We start from the raw sequence: 18,521 nt of genomic DNA on the forward strand, positions 1-18,521 counted from the left end.
GCGATCAGGCTGCACGCAACTGGCCGCGGCCGGCATCCTTGGCGGCATACAGCGCGGCATCGGCCCGCTGCACCAGCGGCTGCAGGGTGGTGTCGGCCGCTTGCAGGTGGGCCAGCCCGGTGCTGAAGTCCAGCGGGAAGCCGAGCTCGGCCAGCGCCTGGGCCCGCAGCGTGGCGCGCAGCCGCGCATCAAAGGCCATGGCATCGGCCGGTGCGGTGCGCGGCAGCAGCACGCAGAACTCCTCGCCACCCCAGCGGCCGGCCAGGTCGCCGCGCCGCAGGGCCGCCTGCAGGGTGCCGGCCAGCAGGCACAGGGCGCGGTCGCCGGCGGCATGGCCGTGGCGGTCGTTGATGGCCTTGAAGCGGTCGATGTCCAGCAACAGCAGGCTCAGCGGATCGCCATGCCGGCGCGCCAGGGCGATCAGCGCGCCGGCCTCGTCGTCCAGCGCGCGGCGGTTGAGCAGGCCGGTCAGGCTGTCGGTGCGGGCGAGCTGGCGCAGGGCGCGTTCGGCCTCCTCGCGCCAGGCCACCAGCAGGCCCACGGCATTCAGCGGCACGGCCAGGTTGGCCACCAGCCCGAAAGTCAGCATCGCCGGGTGCGGCGTGCGGAAGCTGGGATAGGCCTCGGTGAAGAACGCGCCCATGGCACCCCGCCACAGGCTCACTGCCGCGAGTGCGCCCAGGCTGATGGCCATCAGCCAGCGCCAGCCGCGGCCGTGGTGCGGCGTGGGCCGCACCAGCAGGGCGCAGACCAGCAGCAGCTGCAGCGCCAGCCCGGCGTTGGACCAGCCCACCCGCAGCGGGTAGCTGCTCCAGCTGACGGCATAGCCCAGCGGCATGGCCACCGCCAGCATCCAGACCCCGCGGCGGCCGCGCCGCGGCCCCAGCCAGCCTTGCACCGATTCCCACAGCATGGCCGTGCCGGTCGCCAGCCCGACCATCGACAGCACCGACAGCACCGGATCCCAGGGCGTGCCGTCGCGCGACAGGGCCAGGCAGCCCCAGCCCGCGGTCTGCAGCACCAGCGAGGCCTGGGCGCAGCGGGCGGCCCGGCTGAGCTGCCGGCCCATGATGGCCGGCACGGCCACCGACAGCGTGGCCATGTTCATCAGCAGCACCACGATCAGCGTCTGCGCGTCCAGCGTCATCGCGGCAGACCAGGCAGACACAGGCTCAGCGGCGGGCGGCGGTCACTGGAAGGCCACCTCGGCAAAGCTGCGGAGCTTGCGGCTGTGCAGTTGATCCAGCCGCTGGCGGCGCAGCAGCTCGATGGCGCGCATGCCGATGCGCAGGTGCTGGTCGACCCGCTCGCGGTAGAAGGCATTGGCCATGCCGGGCAGCTTGATCTCGCCGTGCAGCGGCTTGTCGGAGACGCACAGCAGCGTGCCGTAGGGCACGCGGAAGCGGAAGCCGTTGGCCGCCAGCGTGGCGCTTTCCATGTCTAGCGCCACGGCACGGCTCTGGCTGAAGCGGCGCTCCGGGCCCGGGTGCGGCAGCAGCTCCCAGTTGCGGTTGTCGGTGCTGGCCACGGTGCCGGTGCGCAGGATCTTCTTCAGCTCGTAGCCGTCGAGCTGGGTGACATCGGCCACCGCCCGCTCCAGTGCCATCTGCACCTCGGCCAGCGCGGGGATCGGCACCCACAGCGGCAGCTCTTCATCGAGCACATGGTCCTCGCGCACATAGGCGTGGGCCAGCACATAGTCGCCCAGCTGCTGGGTGTTGCGCAGGCCGGCGCAGTGGCCCAGCATCAGCCAGGCATGCGGGCGCAGCACGGCGATGTGGTCGGAGATGTTCTTGGCGTTCGCCGGGCCGACGCCGATGTTGACCATGGTGATGCCGGAGTTGTCCGGCCGCACCAGGTGGTAGGCCGGCATCTGCGGCAGCCGCGGCGGCGCGGCGCCCAGGGCGTCCTCGGGCTGCACCGTCTGGCCGGCGCGGCGGGTGACCACGTTGCCCGGCTCGACGAAGGCGATGTAGTCGTCGCTCTCGCTGGCATGCTTAGGCCAGTTGCCCAGCAGGCCGCCTTCGCCCGGGGCCTTGGCCATCATCTCGTGGCCGAGGCGCACGAACTCGTCGATGTAGAACTGGTAGTTGGTGAAGAGCACGAAGTTCTGGAAGTGCTCGGGCGCGGTGCCGGTGTAGTGGCGCAGGCGCTGCAGCGAGTAGTCGACCCGCGGCGCGGTGAACAGCGCCAGCGGCTGCGGATCCCGCGGGCCGGGCTCGAAGGTGCCGTTGGCGATGCCGTCGTCCATGGCGGCCAGGTCGGGCAGGTCGAAGACATCGCGCATCAGCGCGCGGCGTTCGGCGCTCATCGTGCCTTCGACATGGTCGTGCTGGGCGAAGCTGAAGTGGATGGGGATGGGCTGCTTGCTCATGCCCACTTCCAACGGCCCGCCGTGGTTCTTCAGCAGCAGGTGGAACTGCTCGCGGAAGTAGTTGGCGAACAGGTCGGGCCGGGTGAGGGTGGTCTCGTAGACGCCGGGGCCGGCGACGAAGCCGTAGCTCAGCCGGCTGTCGGCCCGGGCCACCGTGTCGGTGCGCACCCGCACGAACGGATAGCAGGCGCGGATGCGGCCGGTGACCGGTGCCCCGGCCACGAAGTCCTGCAAACTCTGCCGCAGGTGGTTGATGCCCGAGCTGTAGATGGTGGCTGCGTGCGCGAGGGCGGCTTCAGCGTCGGTGAAGCTCTGGGTGACGATGAGGGTTGTCGGCGTTGTCATGGCTGATTGTCGCGGAGCGGCGTGACGGTTGCCAACACGGGGGCGGCTGTGGGCTCGTAGCGGACATGGAGCAAAGCAGGCACTCCCGGCCCGGCGCGACCGCGCAGAACCAAACGTCCGCAACGAGCCCGAACCTGCCCTCAATGCAGTGCCGACAGGAACTGCTTCAATTCCGCCGTCTGCGGATTGGCGAACAACTCGTTCGGCGGCCCCATCTCGTGGATGCGCCCGGCGTGCATGAACACCACCCGGTCGGCCACCTTGCGGGCGAAGTTCATCTCGTGGGTCACCATCAGCAGCGTCATGCCTTCCTCGGCCAGCGTCTCCACCACCCGCAGCACTTCGCCCACCAGTTCGGGATCCAGGGCCGACGTGATCTCGTCGCACAGCATCACGCTGGGCTCCATCGCCAGCGCGCGGGCGATGGCCACCCGCTGCTGCTGGCCGCCCGACAGCTGATCCGGCCAGGCGTCGAACTTCTCGGCCAGACCCACGCGGTCCAGCAGCTTCTTCGCCTGCGCCGCCGCGGCGGTGGCATCGGTCTGCTTCACCAGCGTGGGCGCCAGCATCACGTTGCGGCCCACGGTGAGGTGGGGGAACAGGTTGAAGTTCTGGAAGATCATGCCCACATGCTGGCGCAGCGCGCGCATGGCCTTGGCGTCGCCATGCTTGAGCGGCAGGCCGTCGACTAGCAGGCTGCCCTGCTGGAACACCTCCAGCCCGTTGATGCAGCGCAGCAGCGTGCTCTTGCCCGAGCCGCTCTTGCCGATGATGGCGATCACCTCGCCGCGCTGCACCTGCATGTCGATGCCCTTGAGCACCTCGTTGGCGCCGAAGCTCTTGCGCAGCGCCGAAATGTTGACGATCGTGTCAGCGGCCATTCTTGAAGCTCCTCTCCAGGCGGCGGCTGGCGGCCGACACCGGCCAGCACAGCGCAAAGTACATCAGCGCCACGCAGGCGTAGACGGTGAACGGTTTGAAGGTGGCGTTGGTGATCATGGTGCCGGCCTTGGTCAGCTCGATGAAGCCGATCACCGAGGCCAGGGCCGTGCCCTTGATCACCTGCACCAGGAAGCCCACGGTGGGCGGCACGGCGATGCGCAGGGCCTGCGGGCCCACCACATGGCGCATCTTCTCGCCGAAGCTCAGCGCCAGGCTGTCGGCGGCCTCCCACTGGCCCTTGGGAATGGCGTTGACGCAGCCGCGCCAGATTTCGGTGAGGAAGGCACTGGTGTAGAGCGTCAGCGCCAGGCTGGCCGCCACCCAGGCCGACACGTTCAGCCCGACCAGCGCCAGCCCGAAGTAGGCCAGGAACAGCTGCATCAGCAGCGGCGTGCCCTGGAACAGCTGCACATACGCGGCCACGCCGCGCTGCGCGCCGGGCAGGTTGGCCAGCCGCGCCAGCAGCAGCGCCAGGCCGACGATGCCGCCGCCGACGAAGGCGATCAGCGACAGGCCCACCGTCCAGCGCGCGGCCAGCAGCAGGTTGCGGAAGATGTCCCAGAGGGTGAAGTCGACCACCGTGGCCCCCTTATCTGCCAGCGTTGGGCAGGCGCCCGAAGATGAACTTCGGCCCCAGCCAGTTCAGCGCCTGGCGGAAGGCCACCGACAGCAGCAGGTAGATGCCGGTGGCGATGATGTAGGCCTCGAAGGCGCGGAAGTTGCGGCTCTGGATCAGGTTGGCCGCGTAACTCAGCTCCTGGGCCGAGATCTGGCCGCACACCGCCGAGCCCAGCATCACGATGACGATCTGGCTGGTCAGCGCCGGCCACACCCGGCCCAGCGCCGGTGGCAGCACCACGCGGGTGAAGACCTGCAGCTCGGTCAGCGCCAGACTGCGCGCCGCCTCGATCTGGCCACGCGGCGTGTTGTCGATGCCCGCGCGCACGATCTCGGCCGCATACGCACCCAGGTTGACCACCATCGCGATGATGCTGGCCACCTCGGGGCTGAGCTTGAGCCCCAGGCTGGGCAGGCCGAAGAAGATGAAGAACAGCTGCACGATGAAGGGCGTGTTGCGCACCAGCTCGACGTAGGCCGAGACGATGGCGGCCAGCCCCCTTGGGCCCTGGCTGCGCGCCCAGCCGCAGGCCACGCCGAGGCCCACGCCCAGCACCGCTGCCGTGGCGCTGAGCGCCACGGTGAAGGCGGCACCCTTGAGCAGCGCCGGCCACTGGGCCAGCACGGCCAGGAAGTCGAGTTGGATCATGGCGGGGCGCCCTTCATCGGTTCAGCGGTGCGTCACTCGGGCAGCGTGCCAGCCGGCCGGCCCAGCCACTTCTGCGCCATCTTGTCGATGTCGCCGCTGGCCTTGGCGCCGGCGATGATCTCGTTGACCTTCAGGCGCAGCTTGTCCTCGCCCTTGCCCACGCCGATGAAGTTGGGCGAATCCTTGAGCACGAACTTGTACTCGGCGCCCAGCTGCGGGTTGCGCGCCATCATGTTGCCGGCCACCGAGGCGCCGGTGGCGATCGCCTGCACCTGGCCCGAGACGAAGGCCGAGACGGTGGTGTTGTTGTCCTCGAAGCGCTTGATGTCGGCGCTGGCCGGGGCGATCTTGGTCAGCTCCATGTCCTCGATGGCGCCGCGGGTCACCGCCACCGTCTTGCCCGCCAGGTCGGCCGCGGTCTTGATGGCCGTGCCCTTGGGCGCGAACACCGCCTGGAAGAACGGCGAGTAGGCGGCGGTGAAGTCGATCACCGCGGCGCGCTCGGGGTTCTTGCCCAGCGTGCTGATCACCAGATCGGCCTTCTTGGTCTGCAGGTAGGGGATGCGGTTGGCGCTGGTCACCGGCACCAGTTCCACCTTCACGCCCAGCTTGGCGCCGATGTAGTTGGCCATGTCGACGTCCAGGCCCTGGGGCTTGAGATCGGTGCCGACAAAGCCGTAGGGCGGGAAGTCGGTGGGCACGGCGATGTTGATCTGCTTCTTGGCCAGGATGTCGTCCAGCGCATCGGCGTGGGCGGCCAGGGGCAGCAGGGCGGTGGTGGCGAGGGTGGCCAGGGCGGCCAGCTTGGACAGGGTGGTGCGGCGGGTCATGGTGTCAGCGCTCCTTGGTCTTGCGGGGGTTGGTGGGGTCGGGGATCAGGTCGGTGAACAGGCGCTTGCGCGCCGGGCGGCGGCTGGTGGCCGGGGGCGTGGCGCCGCCAGCGGCGGGTTGCGAGCGCAGCGGCGACAGCGCCGCCCGCAGCGGGGCCAGCGGGTCGTCGGCGGCGGTGGTCTGGCCCAGGTGCTCGGCCACGCTGCCGATGTGCTGGCGCAGCAGGGCGATGGCACGTGCCTGGTCGCCCGCCTCCAGCGCGGCGACGATCTGCGCATGCTCGGCACAGCTCTCGCCGGCCGCATGGGTGCTCTGGTACAGCGTGGCGATCAGCGTGGTGCGGGCGGTCAGGTCCTTCACGATGTCGGCCAGCAGGCCGTTGCCGGCGCACTCGGCCAGGCAGACATGGAAGTCGCCCAGCAGCCAGCTGCGCTCGGCCGGGTCGTCGGCGGCGATGGCGGCCTGCTCGCGTGCCACATGGGCCTTGAGCTGGCGGATGGCAGCCTTGGGCAGCGGCCCGTTCAGGCCGTGCAGCAGGCCGGTCTCCAGCGCCTGGCGGGCACCGAAGGCCTCGCGCGCCTCGTCCAGGCTGGGCTGCACCACGAACCAGCCACGGCGGGCATTCACCTCCACCATGCCGCGCGCCGACAGCCGCGCCATCGCCTCGCGCACCAGGGTGCGGCTGCAGCCGAACAGGTCGGCCAGGGCCTGCTCGCCCAGGCGCTGGCCCGGCGCCAGCCGGCCGGCGAGGATGGCGTCGACGATGCGGTCGGCGATCACGCCGGGGCGGTTGCCCTCGCCGCTGGCGGGCTCGTCGGCCCCGGCGACGGCGCGGCCCGCCGGGGCGGCCGCTGGCACGGCCAGCGCGCTGGCGCGGGCCTTGCTGCGTGGCTCAGTGCCCTGTCTGGGTGCCATCGGTGGTGTCCTGGTGCATGGGGAGCGGGTGGTGTGCTGGTTGTTGGTGCATGCCAGTGATGTTCACGTTGCTTGTATGCAAGCATGGTGCCAAGGGCAGGGCCCCGCCATTCGGGATAACGTCGATCCCTTCCAAACCACCGCCTGCCCTGCCCATGCCCCGCGAGATCCTGCTCAATGCCTTCGACATGCACTGTGTCGGCCACATCCAGCAAGGCCTGTGGACGCACCCGCGTGACCAGTCCACCCGCTACAACACCCTGGCCTACTGGATGGAGCTGGCGCGCACGCTGGAGGCGGCGCTGTTCGACGGCATCTTCCTGGCCGATGTGGTGGGCGTCTACGACGTCTACGGCGGCAATGCCGATGCGGCGCTGCGCGGCGGCGTGCAGGTGCCGGTGAACGATCCGATGCTGCTGATCCCGGCGATGGCTGCGGCCACGCAGCACCTGGGCTTCGGCGTCACCGCCAACCTGGTCTATGAGGCGCCGTATCTCTTCGCCCGCCGCATGTCGACGCTGGACCACCTGACCGGCGGCCGCGTCGGCTGGAACATCGTCACCGGCTACCTGGACAGCGCCGCCCGCGCCAACGGCCTGAACCAGCAGATGGCGCATGACGACCGCTACGACCTGGCCGACGAGTACATGCAGCTGGTCTACCAGCTGTGGCAGCACAGCTGGGCCGATGACGCGGTGGTGGCCGACAAGGCCAGCGGCGTGTATGCCGACCCCGGCAAGGTGCGCCAGGTGCACCACCACGGCAAGCAGTACACGGTGGATGCGATGCACCTCTGCGCGCCGTCACCGCAGCGCACGCCGGTGCTCTACCAGGCCGGCTCGTCGCCGCGCGGGCGGCGGTTTGCGGCCCAGCATGCGGAGTGCGTGTTCCTCAACGGCCAGAGCGTGGCCGGCGTCAAGGCCATCGTCGACGACATCCGCGCGCTGGCGGTGGCCGCCGGCCGGCAGCCTGACGACATCAAGTTCTTTTTGGGGGCGACTGTGGTCACAGGCGCCACCGCCGCCGAGGCGCAAGACAAGTTCGACGGGTACCGGCAGCACGTCAGCAGCGAGGCCGCGCTGGTGCATGCCGCCGCCTCGCTCGGGGTGGACCTGGCCCGCTTCGACCTGGACGAGCCGGTCGATGCCTCGGCCAGCAATGCCATCACCAGCAACGTGGCCGCCATCAACCGCAGCCAGGGCCCGCAATGGACCAAGCGCAAGCTGCTGGAGCAGATGGTGCTGGGCAGCCGCCAGCCGCCGATCGTGGGTGCCGCCGGTCAGGTGGCCGAGGAACTGATCCGCTGGACCGAACAGACCGGCGTCGATGGCTTCAACCTGAGCCGCACCGTGGCGCCGGAATGCTTCGTCGACTTCGGCCGCCTGGTGGTGCCCGAGCTGCAATCACGCGGCGCCTTCAAGACGGCGCACCGCCCCGGCACGCTGCGCGACAAGCTGTTCGGCCGCGGTGACCGGCTTCCTTCCACACACCCCGCCAGCCACCCGGCGATGGTGCCGGCTCAGCCGGCCGGCTGAAACATGGGGGCGTCGGTGAAGATGCGGGCGTCCATGGTCTTGAGATCGTCCGCCACCACCACCGGCGCGCCCAGCACCGCCAGCACGTCGCGCTGCAGGTCCAGCCCGGGGGCGATCTCGGTCAGCACCAGCCGGCCGCCGCGCAGTTCGAACACCGCGCGCTCGGTGATGTAGCTGATCTGCCGGCCCAGACTGGCCACGTAGGGGCCGTGGAAGCTCAGGTGCTGCACCGTGGGCACCAGCTTGGGCACCCGGCCTTCCTGCAGGATGGTCAGCCTGCCGTCGCCGGTGGCGATCTGCAGGCCGTCGGCCACCAGCGCGCCCATGAACACCACCCGCGGCGTGCTCTGGGTGATGTTGATGAAGCCGCCCACGCCCGAGACCTTGCTGCCGAAGCGGCTGACGTTGACATGCCCTTCGGGCGTGAACTCGGCCAGGCCCAGGAAGCTGATGTCCAGCCCGCCGCCATCGTAGAAGTCGAACATCTCGGCATGGGTGGTGATGGCCTCGGGCCACAGCGCCGCGCCGAAGGCCGGGCCGTCGGCCGGCGTGCCGCCCACCGGGCCCGATTCCACCGTCAGCACGAAGCCGCCCACGCCTTCCTCATCCGCCACCGCGCCCATGCCGGCGGGCATGCCCACGCCCAGGTTCACCACCGGCCGGCTGGCACCGGGCCGTGGCGGCACCGCGCCCAGCATCAGCAGCGCCCGGCGCTGGATGATCTTGCGCACGTCCAGCGGCAGCGGTGCGCCGGTCTGGCGCGGCGGCCGGCCGGCCGGTGCGGCGGCGAAGTGGGCGTCGTAGTCGGCGCCGAAGGTCATCTGGTGGTCCTGCGGGTCGTCGGCGATCACCAGGTGGTCGACCAGGATGCCCGGCACCCGCACGGCAGAGGCCGGCAGCGTGCCCGCCGGCACGATGCGCTTGACCTGCGCGATCACGATGCCGCCCGAGTTGTGCGCCGCCTGGGCAATGGCCAGCAGGTCGTGGTGGAAGGGCTCCTGCTCGCACGCCAGGTTGCCCAGCGCATCGGCCGTGGTGGCGCGGATCAGCGCCACGTCGATCGGCAGGCTGGGGTAGAACAGCTGCTCCTGCCCGCCCAGCTCCACCCGCTGCACCCTTGGCTCGATGGCCGACTGCGCGGTGCGCGGTGTCAGCCGGCCGCCGTCCTGCCGGGGGTCGACGAAGGTGTGCAGGCCGATGCGGGTCACCACACCGGACTTGCCGCCGGCAATGGCGCGGTAGAGGTGGCTGATCACGCCCTGCGGCAGGTTCCAGGCCTCGATGGCGTCGGCCTGCACCAGGTCGCCCAGCATCGGCGCCGAGATCCAGTGCCCGCCGATCACCCGCTTCAGCAGCCCGGCATGGCCGTAGTGGTTGACGCCGCGGGTGGCGCGGTCGCCCTGGCCGGCGGCGTACACCAGCGTCAGGTCACGCGGGTGGCCGCTGGCCAGGAAGCGCGCCTCCACCGCCCGGCTCACCGCCTCGGCATGGCCCACGCCGACGAAGCCGGCGCAGGCCACGGTGGCGCCGTCGGGGATCAGCGCGGCAGCGGCGGCGGGGGTCAGGGCGGTGCGGTCGGCAGGGGCGGGCAAGGGCATCTCCAGGCTGATCGCATGCTAGGTGCGCACGGCCCGCCGTCAGTCACGCAGGGGCCAGGGCTTGCCCTGCAGATTTGCAGGGCCACACCGGCTAGCATGCACGGCCCTGTGCCGCCCAGCCACTTCCAGCCCACCGGCCCCAGCACCATGCGATTCTTCGCCATCGACATCGGCAACACCCGCCTGAAGTGGGCGCTGTATGAGTCCACCGCGCCCGGCGCCGTGGCGCTGGACCAGGGTGCGGTGTTCCTGGAGAACATCGACAACCTGGCCGACAGCGAGTGGAAGGAACTGCCCCAGCCCGACGCGGTGCTGGGCTGCAACGTGGCCGGCGACGCGGTGCGCCGCCGGGTGGAAGAGCAACTCGAGCTGTGGGACCTGGCGCCGCGCTGGGTGGTCAGCTCGGCCGGTGCCGCCGGTGTGACCAACGGCTACGACCACCCCGGCCGCCTGGGCACCGACCGCTTCGTCGCCCAGATCGGCGCCCGCCAGCATGTGCTGCGCCGCGGCCCGCCGCGCCCGGCCCTGGTGGTGATGGTGGGCACGGCGGTGACGGTGGACGCGCTGGACGCCAACGGCAAGTTCCTGGGCGGCCTGATCCTGCCCGGCCACGGCATCATGCTGCGTGCGCTGGAAGGCGGCACCGCCGGTCTGCGCGTGCCCACCGGCGAGGTGGTCGACTTCCCCACCAACACCAGCGACGCACTGACCAGCGGCGGCACCTACGCCATCACCGGCGCCATGGAGCGCATGCACCGCCACCTGCAGGCCCACTGCGGCGAGGCACCGCTGACGCTGATGACCGGCGGCGCCGGCTGGAAGGTGGCGCCCTGGCTGCCGATCGAGCATGAATTGATCGACTCGCTGATCTTCGACGGGCTGCTGGCGCTGCAGGCCGAGCGCGCAGCCGCCTGAACCCGGCTTGGCAGCGGCCGGAACTTTCCGGCCCGGCGGCAACCGAACCGGCCCCCGACCGACCGGATCCGCCGTGAGCTCCCAGATCAGCGCCACCGAACACCAGGCCATCCTCACCATCAGCCTGCTGGCCGCGTTTGCCGACGGCCAGAAGCATGCCCGCGAGCGCGACGCCATCAAGCGCATCGCCGACGGCCTGGGCCAGGCCGAGGGCGTGCACATGCCCACGCTCTACCAGGACGTGCTGCTCAAGCGTGTGGGCCTGGACAGCGCCGTGCCCCAGCTGGCCAGCGCCGACGCCCGCCTGCTGGCCTATGAGATGGCGGTGTGCGTCTGCGACGCCGATGGCGTGCAGAGCACCGCCGAGCAGGCCTTCCTGGCCGATCTAGGCCGGCGCCTGGGCGTGGACGGGCCGGTGGCCAGCGGCTTCGCCCAGCAGGCCGAGGCCCTGGCGCAGGCGCCGATCCCGGCCAGCGTGCCCGCACCAGCCGCCGCACCAGCCGCGGCCGTCGACAACGCCGCGCTGGACAAGACCATCCTCAACGCCGCCATCCTCAACGGCGCGCTGGAGCTGCTGCCCGAGAACCTGTCGACGCTGGCCATCATCCCGCTGCAGATGAAGCTGGTCTACAACATCGGCCAGGCCCACGGCTACCAGCTCGACAGCGGCCATGTGAAGGACTTCCTGGCCACCGTGGGTGTGGGCCTCACCTCGCAGTACCTGGAGCAGGCCGGCCGCAAGCTGCTGGGCGGGCTGCTGGGCAAGGTGGGCGGCGGCCTGCTGGGCGGGCTGGGCAAGCAGGCGGTGAGCAGCGGCATGAGCTTTGCCACCACCTATGCGCTGGGCCATGTGGCCAAGCGCTATTACGCCGGCGGCCGGGTGCTCAGTGCCCAGATGCTGAAGGATGCGTACGCCGGCACGCTGCAGCAGGCCCAGGGCCTGCAGGCGCAATACCTGCCCGCCATGCGCGAGCAGGCCCGCACGCTGGACACCGGCAAGCTGCTGGCGATGGTGCGCGGCGGCCGCTAGCCGCTGCGGTCGGCCGGCGCGGCAGCGCGCCCGTCCGCCAGGTCCTGCCGCAGCGCTGCCAGTTCGGCGCGCAGCGCGTCCATCTGGCGGTGCATGTCGCGCAGCACCTCGTGCTCGATGGCGCGTTCCTCGGTCTCCACCCACTTGGTGGCGATGGCGGCGGTGACCAGCGACACCACGCCGTAGCCCAGCATCACCACGAACACCGAGAAGATCTTCGACGCCGGCGTCGACGGCACGATGTCGCCGTAGCCCACCGTGGCCGCGGTGGTGAAGGCCAGCCACAGGCCGTCGGCCAGGCTCAGCGCCTTGGGCTCCAGCCACCAGAAGCCGATGCCGCACAGCCCCAGCACCGTGGTGGCCAGCAGCAGCATGTAGGCCATGCCGCCGCGGGTGACCAGGTGCTGCAGGCCCCAGACCATGCGCACCAGCGTCAGCCCGGCCACCAGCAGCCGGAACAGCAGGGCCGGCAGCGACTGGCTGCTCTCCGGCAGCACCACCGACACCGCCAGCCCGGCCGCCAGCGCCAGGCCCAGCGCATTGGCGCGCAGGTGCTGCAGCGGATGGCTGGTGTGGCGGGCGGTGGTGGCCAGCGCCAGCAACGCCACCATCGCCGCCAGCGCATAGGCCGCCTTGGCGATCCAGGGCGTGGGCTCGTCCAGCAGCTCGGCATAGAAGGCCGGGATGGTGCAGGCCAGGGCCAGCAGCACGGGCCAGCGCCAGCGCCGCTCGCTGCGGCGGGCGCGCAGCGCATCACGCGGGGGGCTGCGCAGCCCCCACAGCGTGCCGCGCCGGAAGCGCTGGGAGAAATCGGTGGCCATGGTCTGACCGCAGCCTAGCCGGCTGGCCACCCGGTGGCGGTTGACGCCGGTCAAGCCGGGTGCGGGCCGCCGCACCCGCGCTGGCTAGAGGATGTAGCGCGACAGGTCTTCGTTCTGCGCCAGCTCGCCCAGCTTGGCATCGACCAGGGTGGCATCGATGGCCACCGTCTGGCCGCTGCGGTTGGGCGCGTCGAAGCTCACCTCGTCGAGCAGGCGCTCCATCACCGTGGCCAGGCGGCGGGCGCCGATGTTCTCGGTGCGCTCGTTCACGTCATGGGCAATCTGCGCCAGCCGGCGGATGCCCTCTGGCGTGATGTCCAGCATCACGCCCTCGGTGGCCAGCAGGGCCTGGTACTGCTTGATCAGGCTGGCATGGGTGCTGGTGAGGATGGCCTCGAAGTCGTCCACGCTCAGCGGGCCCAGCTCCACCCGGATCGGGAAGCGGCCCTGCAGCTCGGGAATCAGATCGCTGGGCTTGGCCAGGTGGAAGGCGCCCGAGGCGATGAACAGGATGTGGTCGGTCTTGACCATGCCGTGCTTGGTGCTCACGGTCGTGCCCTCCACCAGCGGCAGCAGGTCGCGCTGCACGCCCTGCCGGGAGACCTCGGCGCCGCTGCCCTCGCTGCGCGAGCAGACCTTGTCGATCTCGTCGATGAAGACGATGCCGTTGTTCTCGGCGTTGTGCAGCGCCTGGGTCTTGATGTCCTCGTCGTTCACCAGCTTGCCGGCTTCTTCATCGACCAGCAGCTTCAGCGCCTCGGCGATCTTGAGCTTGCGGGTCTTCTTCTTGCCTTGGCCCATCTGGGAGAACAGGCCCTTCAGCTGCTCGGCCATCTCCTCCATGCCGGGCGGGGTGACGATGTCCATGCCGGCGCGCGGCTCGGCCAGGTCCAGCTCGATGTCCTTGTCGTCCAGCGCGCCCTCGCGCAGGCGCTTGCGCATCACCTGGCGGGCGGTGTTGTCCTTGCTCTCGGCCGGACTGCTGCCGAAGCCCACCTCATGCCGGGGCGGCGGCACCAGCACGTCGAGGATGCGCTCCTCGGCGGCGTCCTCGGCGCGGGCGCGCTGGCGCTTCATCGCCAGCTGGCGTTCCTGCTTCACCGCCATGTCGACCAGGTCGCGGATGATGGTGTCCACGTCCTTGCCCACATAGCCCACCTCGGTGAACTTGGTGGCCTCCACCTTGATGAAGGGCGCATCGGCCAGCCGCGCCAGGCGGCGGGCGATCTCGGTCTTGCCCACGCCGGTGGGGCCGATCATCAGGATGTTCTTCGGCGTGATCTCGCCGCGCATGGCCTCGGGCACCTGCTGGCGCCGCCAGCGGTTGCGCAGCGCGATGGCCACCGCCCGCTTGGCGGCGTTCTGGCCGACGATGTGGCGGTCCAGCTCCGAGACGATTTCCTGCGGCGTCATGCTCATGCCAAGACCTCGATCGTGTGGTTCTGGTTGGTGTAGATGCACAGGTCGCCGGCGATCACCAGGCTCTGCTTGACGATGTCGGCCGCGCTCATCTCGGTGTGTTGCAGCAGCGCCCGCGCCGCCGCTTGCGCATAGGCACCGCCCGAGCCGATGGCGACGATGCCGTGCTCGGGCTCCAGCACATCGCCGTTGCCGGTGATGATCAGGCTGGCCTCGCGGTCGGCCACGGCCAGCATGGCTTCCAGCCGGCGCAGGACCCGGTCGGTGCGCCAGTCCTTGGTCAGCTCGATGGCCGAGCGCACCAGGTGGCCCTGGTGCTTTTCCAGCTTGGCCTCGAAGCGCTCGAACAGGGTGAAGGCATCGGCCGTGGCGCCGGCAAAGCCGGCCAGCACGCTGTCGCGGTGCAGCTTGCGCACCTTGCGGGCGCTGGCCTTGACGATGATGTGGCCCAGCGTGACCTGGCCGTCGCCGCCCAGCGCCACCTGCCAGCCCTGGGGCGTCTGGCGGCGCACGCTGACGATGGTGGTGCCGTGGAAGGGTTCCATGGGGATGTTCCGTTCAGAAGGGGCGGCCGCCGGCAGCGGGCCGCGGGGGCATCAGTCGCGCGGCACCTGCACGCGGGCGTGCTCGTTGATGCCCATGGCGCCGAAGAACAGCGCCACCAGGCGGTGGGCATCGACGAAGGTGATGCCGCGGTTCTCGCTCTGCTTGGCCAGCACCCAGTTCAGCAGGTCGCCGGCGGCGATGAAGTCGACCCGGATCAGCCGCGCGCAGGACACATGGACCAGCGTGGCCGTGCCCAGCTGGCGGTCGAGCTGCTGCAGGATGCCGCCGATGTCGCCGGCCAGCTGGCCCGACAGCTCCACCGTGGCCACCTGCTGACCGGCATGGCCGTCGTCGAGCAGGGCCGACTCGAGGAAGCTGGAATGCACCTCGCTGACGATGGACATCGTCGGCGTGGTGGTGGAGTTGGTGGCGCTGGCCGCACGCACCTGGCAGCGCGCCCGCTCCCACGAGGGTGGCGACACCTCGTAGGTGACGCAGTAGTCGATCGCCGTCTCGTCGAACTGATCGGGCCGGTTGGCCAGGCGCAGCGCCTCCAGCCGCACCATCCAGAACGACGGGTCGGCATCGCGCACGCCGGTGGGTGCGGCTTCCTGCAGCGCCTGCAGCAGCCGGTCGGCGTCGATCCAGCGCATGTCGATGGGCTGCGGTGCCCATTGGCGGAACAGCACCTGCAGGTGCGCGGCGGCCTCGGCCTCCACCACCTCCAGCGCCGACCAGTCAAGCACCCAGGGCAGTGGCAGCTGCAGCGTGCTCGACCGCAGCCGGGACACCGCCTCCACATCCAGCACCGCCGGGCTCACCCAGCCGATGTCGCCCTTGATGCCGCGGGTGTCGGGCCGCTCGTCGGCCGAGGCATCGGCCACCCGGCGCGGCAGCGAATACCACTGTGGTGACGACCGGTCGAAGCGGTTGGCGAATTCCAGTGACAGGTTCTCGAACTTCTGCTGCTGGCCGGTGGCCCGGTACAGGTCGAACAGCACCAGCCAGGTCTCGGCATGGCCGGCACGCACGGCGTTGGGCCGGCACAGCGCGGTCAGCGCCTGCTCGCACTGGTTGAAGTCGGCATTGGCGAACGAGATCACCGCCTCGTCCAGCTCGGGATCGTGCACCACCTCGTTGACTTCGACCGCAAAGCGGCTGTTCGGGTCGAAGCCGCTGTCCGAGCGGGGCAGGCCGATCCCGCCGAGCGGGACCGTCGACAAGTCGGACAGCGGCAGGTCGGTGGCAGGGCGCGTCGCCGGCGCACTCTTGGCCGCCGGTGCCCAGGTGCTGACGATGCCCGGCGGTGGCGTGCGCTGCGTGGCGCCAGCGGCGGTGCGCGGCGGCGGGGCCACCGGTGGGAACACGCTGTCGGGCAGGGTGGGCAAGGTCGGCGCTGGCGCAGGCGCCAGGGCCACCGGCGGCGGCTGCCGCAACGGCGACACGGCGCCGGTGGGCAGCGGCTTGCTGCCCTCGAACGCCACCGGCTCGGTGGGCGCGCTGTAGAAATCCGTGGGCTGCTGCGGCGCCAGGGGCGTGCGGCGCGGGGCGGGCCGCTGGCGCATCGGCGCCTCGCGCGGCACCTGCTCGCCGACCATTTGCTGCTCGATCTCGTCGATCTTGGCCTTCACGCCGACATCGGCCCGCGCGCCGCCGGGGTTGTCGGACAGCCGCACTTCGGAATCGTCAACCTTGGACGAGCCGCCCAGCGCCGCCAGTTGCTCGGGCGAGAGACCGTCGCGGCGCAACTTGCGCAGGGTGTCGAGCTCGCGCTTGCGGACGAAGTCGTTGCGCCGCTTGCGCTCGACCATCGCCTTGAGCTCGGATTTCTCCAGCTCCTGGGTCTCGTCCGGGCGCGTGGCTGCCTCCGACCATTCGGTGGCCGGGTTGGCCACGAACCGCACCACCTTGCGGAAGAAGCTCTTGCCGTCCTTCGGATCAGCCATGTCGGTCGCGGGTCGGCACGGAGGCGGAAGGGTCAGTCGCCGAACATCTTCTGCTTGAGCTCACGCCGCTGCTGCGCTTCCAGCGACAGCGTGGCCGTCGGGCGGGCCAGCAGGCGGCCCAGGCCGATGGGCTCACCGGTCTCGTCGCAGTAGCCGTAGTCGCCGGCGTCGATGCGGCCGATGGACTGGGAGATCTTCTTGAGCAGCTTGCGCTCGCGGTCGCGGGTGCGCAGTTCCAGGGCGTGCTCTTCCTCGATCGTGGCGCGGTCGGCCGGGTCAGGAACGATGGAGGTGTCCTCGCGCAGGTGCTCGGTGGTCTCGCCGGCGTTGGACAGCAGATCGTCCTTCAGGGCCTGCAGCCGGGCGCGGAAGAACTCCAGCTGCTTGTCGTTCATGTACTCGCTGTCGGGCATGGCCTGCAGTTCGGCCTCGGTCAGGTCCTTGCCGGCCTTGGTCTTCCAGGCGTTGACGAGTTTCGGGTCCGCCTTGTGCGCGGTTTTCACAATGTCCATGGGTTCGGGGTAGCCGCGGGCAGGCGGTTTCGGGGGTGCAAAGCGTTCGGCGAACCGGCTGGTGGCTGGCGCCGGTGCGGGGGCGGTGACGGCCTTGGCGGCGGCCGACTTGCTGCCGCCGGCGGACTTGGTGGCCGCCTTGGCGGGCTTGGGCGCGGCGGCGGCGCTGTGGCCGGCGTCTGCAGTGGCGGTGGGGGCGGGCACTTTGGCCGTGGTCTTGCTCACTTCGGGGCTCCTCGCAGTGGCGTTATACCTGTTGTCCGCCACGGCCGGTGAATCTGCCGCGTCGCTTGAGGCGCGCGGATTGTAGCCACGCCCGCTGGCGGCCAAACCGCTCAGACGAGGCAGCCTTCCAGGCCTTGCAACAAGATGTCACGGGGCAGGTCGATGCCGATGAACACCATCTTGCTCTGCTTTTTCTCGCCGGGCATCCACTTCGGGCCCAGATCGCTGCCCATCAGCTGGTGCACGCCCTGGAACACCACCTTGCGGTCGCTGCCCTTCATGTAGAGCACGCCCTTGTAGCGCAGCATCTTCGGGCCGTAGACCTGCACGATGGAGCCGAGGAAGTCTTCGAGCTTGGCGGCCTGGAAGGCGCGGTCGCTCTTGAAGGCGAAGCTCTTGACGTCGTCGTCGTGCACATGGTGGTGCGGATGGTTGCAGGCCTCGCCGGGGCCGTGGTCGTGGCCCTCGTGGCCATGTTCGTGACCATGGTCATGCCCGTGGTCGTGGCCGTGGTGGTCGTGGCCATGGCTGTCCTCGACCAGGAAATCGGGGTCGATCTCCAGTTTGGCGTTCAGGTTGAAGCCCTTCAGGTCGAGCACGTTGGCGATCGGCACCTCGCCGAAATGCACCGCGTGCTGCGGTGCGCGCGGGTTCATGTGCTTGATGCGGTGCTTCAGCGCGTCCACCGCCGGCGCGTCCACCAGGTCGGCCTTGCTGATGAAGATCTGGTCGGCGAAGCCGATCTGGCGGCGCGCTTCCTGGCGGGTGTCGAGCTGGCTGTCGGCATGCTTGGCATCGACCAGCGTCAGGATCGAGTCCAGCAGGTAGCTCTCGGCGATCTCGTCGTCCATGAAGAAGGTCTGCGCCACCGGGCCGGGGTCGGCCAGGCCGGTGGTCTCGATGACCACCCGGTCGAAGTCCAGCTCGCCCTTGCGGCGCTTGGCGGCCAGGTCGCTCAGCGTGGTGCGCAGGTCCTCGCGGATGGTGCAGCAGACGCAGCCGTTGCTCATCTGGATGATCTGCTCGTTGGTGTCGGTCACCAGGATGTCGCTGTCGATGTTCTCTTCGCCGAACTCGTTCTCGATCACGGCGATCTTCTGGCCGTGGGCCTCGGTCAGCACGCGCTTGAGCAGCGTGGTCTTGCCCGAGCCGAGGAAGCCGGTGAGGATGGTGGCGGGGATCAGACCTTGGGACATGGAGGCTCCGGAACGCTGAGAGAGTGTGGCGGCTGGCGCCGCCTGTGCAACCCCGTCAGTTGGGGGCGGCGAACTGTGTTGCAAGGCCGCGGTGGTGTCAAGCC

At 70.3% G+C, this 18,521-nt stretch carries 17 protein-coding genes; 3 read left to right on the forward strand and 14 right to left on the reverse strand.

The features are described 5' to 3' along the window. Window positions 1-4 precede the first annotated feature (4 nt). The 7 genes from FFT10_RS25715 to FFT10_RS25745 form a co-directional block, all read right to left on the reverse strand. Window positions 5-1,168, reverse strand: a complete 1,164-nt coding sequence (locus FFT10_RS25715) for a GGDEF domain-containing protein (RefSeq protein WP_228027314.1) — start codon at window positions 1,166-1,168, stop codon at window positions 5-7. A gap of 21 nt (window positions 1,169-1,189) precedes the next feature. Then, window positions 1,190-2,719 carry an AMP nucleosidase gene (locus tag FFT10_RS25720; protein ID WP_137735747.1) on the reverse strand — a complete coding sequence of 510 codons (1,530 nt, stop codon included), beginning with the start codon at window positions 2,717-2,719 and terminating at the stop codon, window positions 1,190-1,192. Window positions 2,720-2,859: 140 nt separating this feature from the next. Further along, window positions 2,860-3,600 (reverse strand): amino acid ABC transporter ATP-binding protein, encoded by a 741-nt coding sequence (locus FFT10_RS25725; RefSeq protein WP_137735748.1) that lies wholly within the window; start codon window positions 3,598-3,600, stop codon window positions 2,860-2,862. After that, on the reverse strand, window positions 3,590-4,240 hold the full coding sequence (locus FFT10_RS25730) for an amino acid ABC transporter permease (protein WP_137735749.1): 651 nt from the start codon (window positions 4,238-4,240) through the stop codon (window positions 3,590-3,592). Before FFT10_RS25730 ends, FFT10_RS25725 begins: the two co-directional genes overlap by 11 nt. A 10-nt stretch (window positions 4,241-4,250) precedes the next feature. Then, the gene (locus tag FFT10_RS25735) at window positions 4,251-4,928 is read right to left on the reverse strand and encodes an amino acid ABC transporter permease (RefSeq protein WP_137735750.1); all 678 of its coding nucleotides are present in this window, start codon (window positions 4,926-4,928) and stop codon (window positions 4,251-4,253) included. 32 nt (window positions 4,929-4,960) lie between these two features. Beyond that, window positions 4,961-5,758, reverse strand: a complete 798-nt coding sequence (locus FFT10_RS25740) for a transporter substrate-binding domain-containing protein (protein ID WP_137735751.1) — start codon at window positions 5,756-5,758, stop codon at window positions 4,961-4,963. Between the two features lie 4 nt (window positions 5,759-5,762). Beyond that, window positions 5,763-6,674, reverse strand: coding sequence for a GntR family transcriptional regulator (locus FFT10_RS25745; RefSeq protein WP_137735752.1), 912 nt, complete (start codon window positions 6,672-6,674; stop codon window positions 5,763-5,765). Window positions 6,675-6,829: 155 nt separating this feature from the next. On the opposite strand from FFT10_RS25745, the gene FFT10_RS25750 reads away from it, so the two are divergent. Continuing rightward, a complete protein-coding gene (locus FFT10_RS25750; RefSeq protein WP_137735753.1) occupies window positions 6,830-8,209 on the forward strand; it encodes an LLM class flavin-dependent oxidoreductase in 1,380 nt (459 codons plus the stop codon). Here FFT10_RS25750 and FFT10_RS25755 read toward each other — a convergent pair. After that, window positions 8,194-9,801, reverse strand: coding sequence for an acyl CoA:acetate/3-ketoacid CoA transferase (locus FFT10_RS25755; RefSeq protein ID WP_228027315.1), 1,608 nt, complete (start codon window positions 9,799-9,801; stop codon window positions 8,194-8,196). The two genes, FFT10_RS25750 and FFT10_RS25755, sit on opposite strands and share 16 nt — an antisense overlap. A 153-nt stretch (window positions 9,802-9,954) precedes the next feature. Here FFT10_RS25755 and FFT10_RS25760 point away from each other — a divergent pair, with 153 nt between their 5' ends. Both FFT10_RS25760 and FFT10_RS25765 read left to right on the forward strand, forming a co-directional pair. Then, a complete protein-coding gene (locus tag FFT10_RS25760; protein ID WP_137735755.1) occupies window positions 9,955-10,722 on the forward strand; it encodes a type III pantothenate kinase in 768 nt (255 codons plus the stop codon). An 85-nt stretch (window positions 10,723-10,807) separates the two neighbouring features. After that, the gene (locus tag FFT10_RS25765; RefSeq protein ID WP_137735790.1) at window positions 10,808-11,752 is read left to right on the forward strand and encodes a TerB family tellurite resistance protein; all 945 of its coding nucleotides are present in this window, start codon (window positions 10,808-10,810) and stop codon (window positions 11,750-11,752) included. Here the strand turns inward: FFT10_RS25765 and FFT10_RS28470 are convergent. The 6 genes from FFT10_RS28470 to FFT10_RS25795 form a co-directional block, all read right to left on the reverse strand. Continuing rightward, window positions 11,749-12,573, reverse strand: a complete 825-nt coding sequence (locus FFT10_RS28470; RefSeq protein ID WP_228027316.1) for a potassium channel family protein — start codon at window positions 12,571-12,573, stop codon at window positions 11,749-11,751. The genes FFT10_RS25765 and FFT10_RS28470 overlap by 4 nt on opposite strands. An 84-nt stretch (window positions 12,574-12,657) precedes the next feature. After that, window positions 12,658-13,986: an ATP-dependent protease ATPase subunit HslU gene (gene hslU / locus FFT10_RS25775; protein WP_137735792.1), complete on the reverse strand. Its 1,329-nt coding sequence runs from the start codon at window positions 13,984-13,986 to the stop codon at window positions 12,658-12,660. A 2-nt stretch (window positions 13,987-13,988) separates the two neighbouring features. Continuing rightward, window positions 13,989-14,537, reverse strand: a complete 549-nt coding sequence (gene hslV, locus FFT10_RS25780; RefSeq protein WP_137735756.1) for an ATP-dependent protease subunit HslV — start codon at window positions 14,535-14,537, stop codon at window positions 13,989-13,991. Window positions 14,538-14,588: 51 nt separating this feature from the next. Beyond that, window positions 14,589-16,484, reverse strand: coding sequence for an STAS domain-containing protein (locus FFT10_RS25785; protein WP_137735757.1), 1,896 nt, complete (start codon window positions 16,482-16,484; stop codon window positions 14,589-14,591). 32 nt (window positions 16,485-16,516) lie between these two features. After that, window positions 16,517-17,221 carry an RNA polymerase-binding protein DksA gene (dksA, locus tag FFT10_RS25790; RefSeq protein ID WP_228027317.1) on the reverse strand — a complete coding sequence of 235 codons (705 nt, stop codon included), beginning with the start codon at window positions 17,219-17,221 and terminating at the stop codon, window positions 16,517-16,519. Between the two features lie 110 nt (window positions 17,222-17,331). Then, window positions 17,332-18,417: a CobW family GTP-binding protein gene (locus FFT10_RS25795; protein ID WP_137735758.1), complete on the reverse strand. Its 1,086-nt coding sequence runs from the start codon at window positions 18,415-18,417 to the stop codon at window positions 17,332-17,334. Window positions 18,418-18,521: the final 104 nt, after the last annotated feature.

The sequence above is a fragment of the Pseudaquabacterium pictum genome, assembly GCF_005403045.1.
GTDB lineage: Bacteria > Pseudomonadota > Gammaproteobacteria > Burkholderiales > Burkholderiaceae_C > Pseudaquabacterium > Pseudaquabacterium pictum.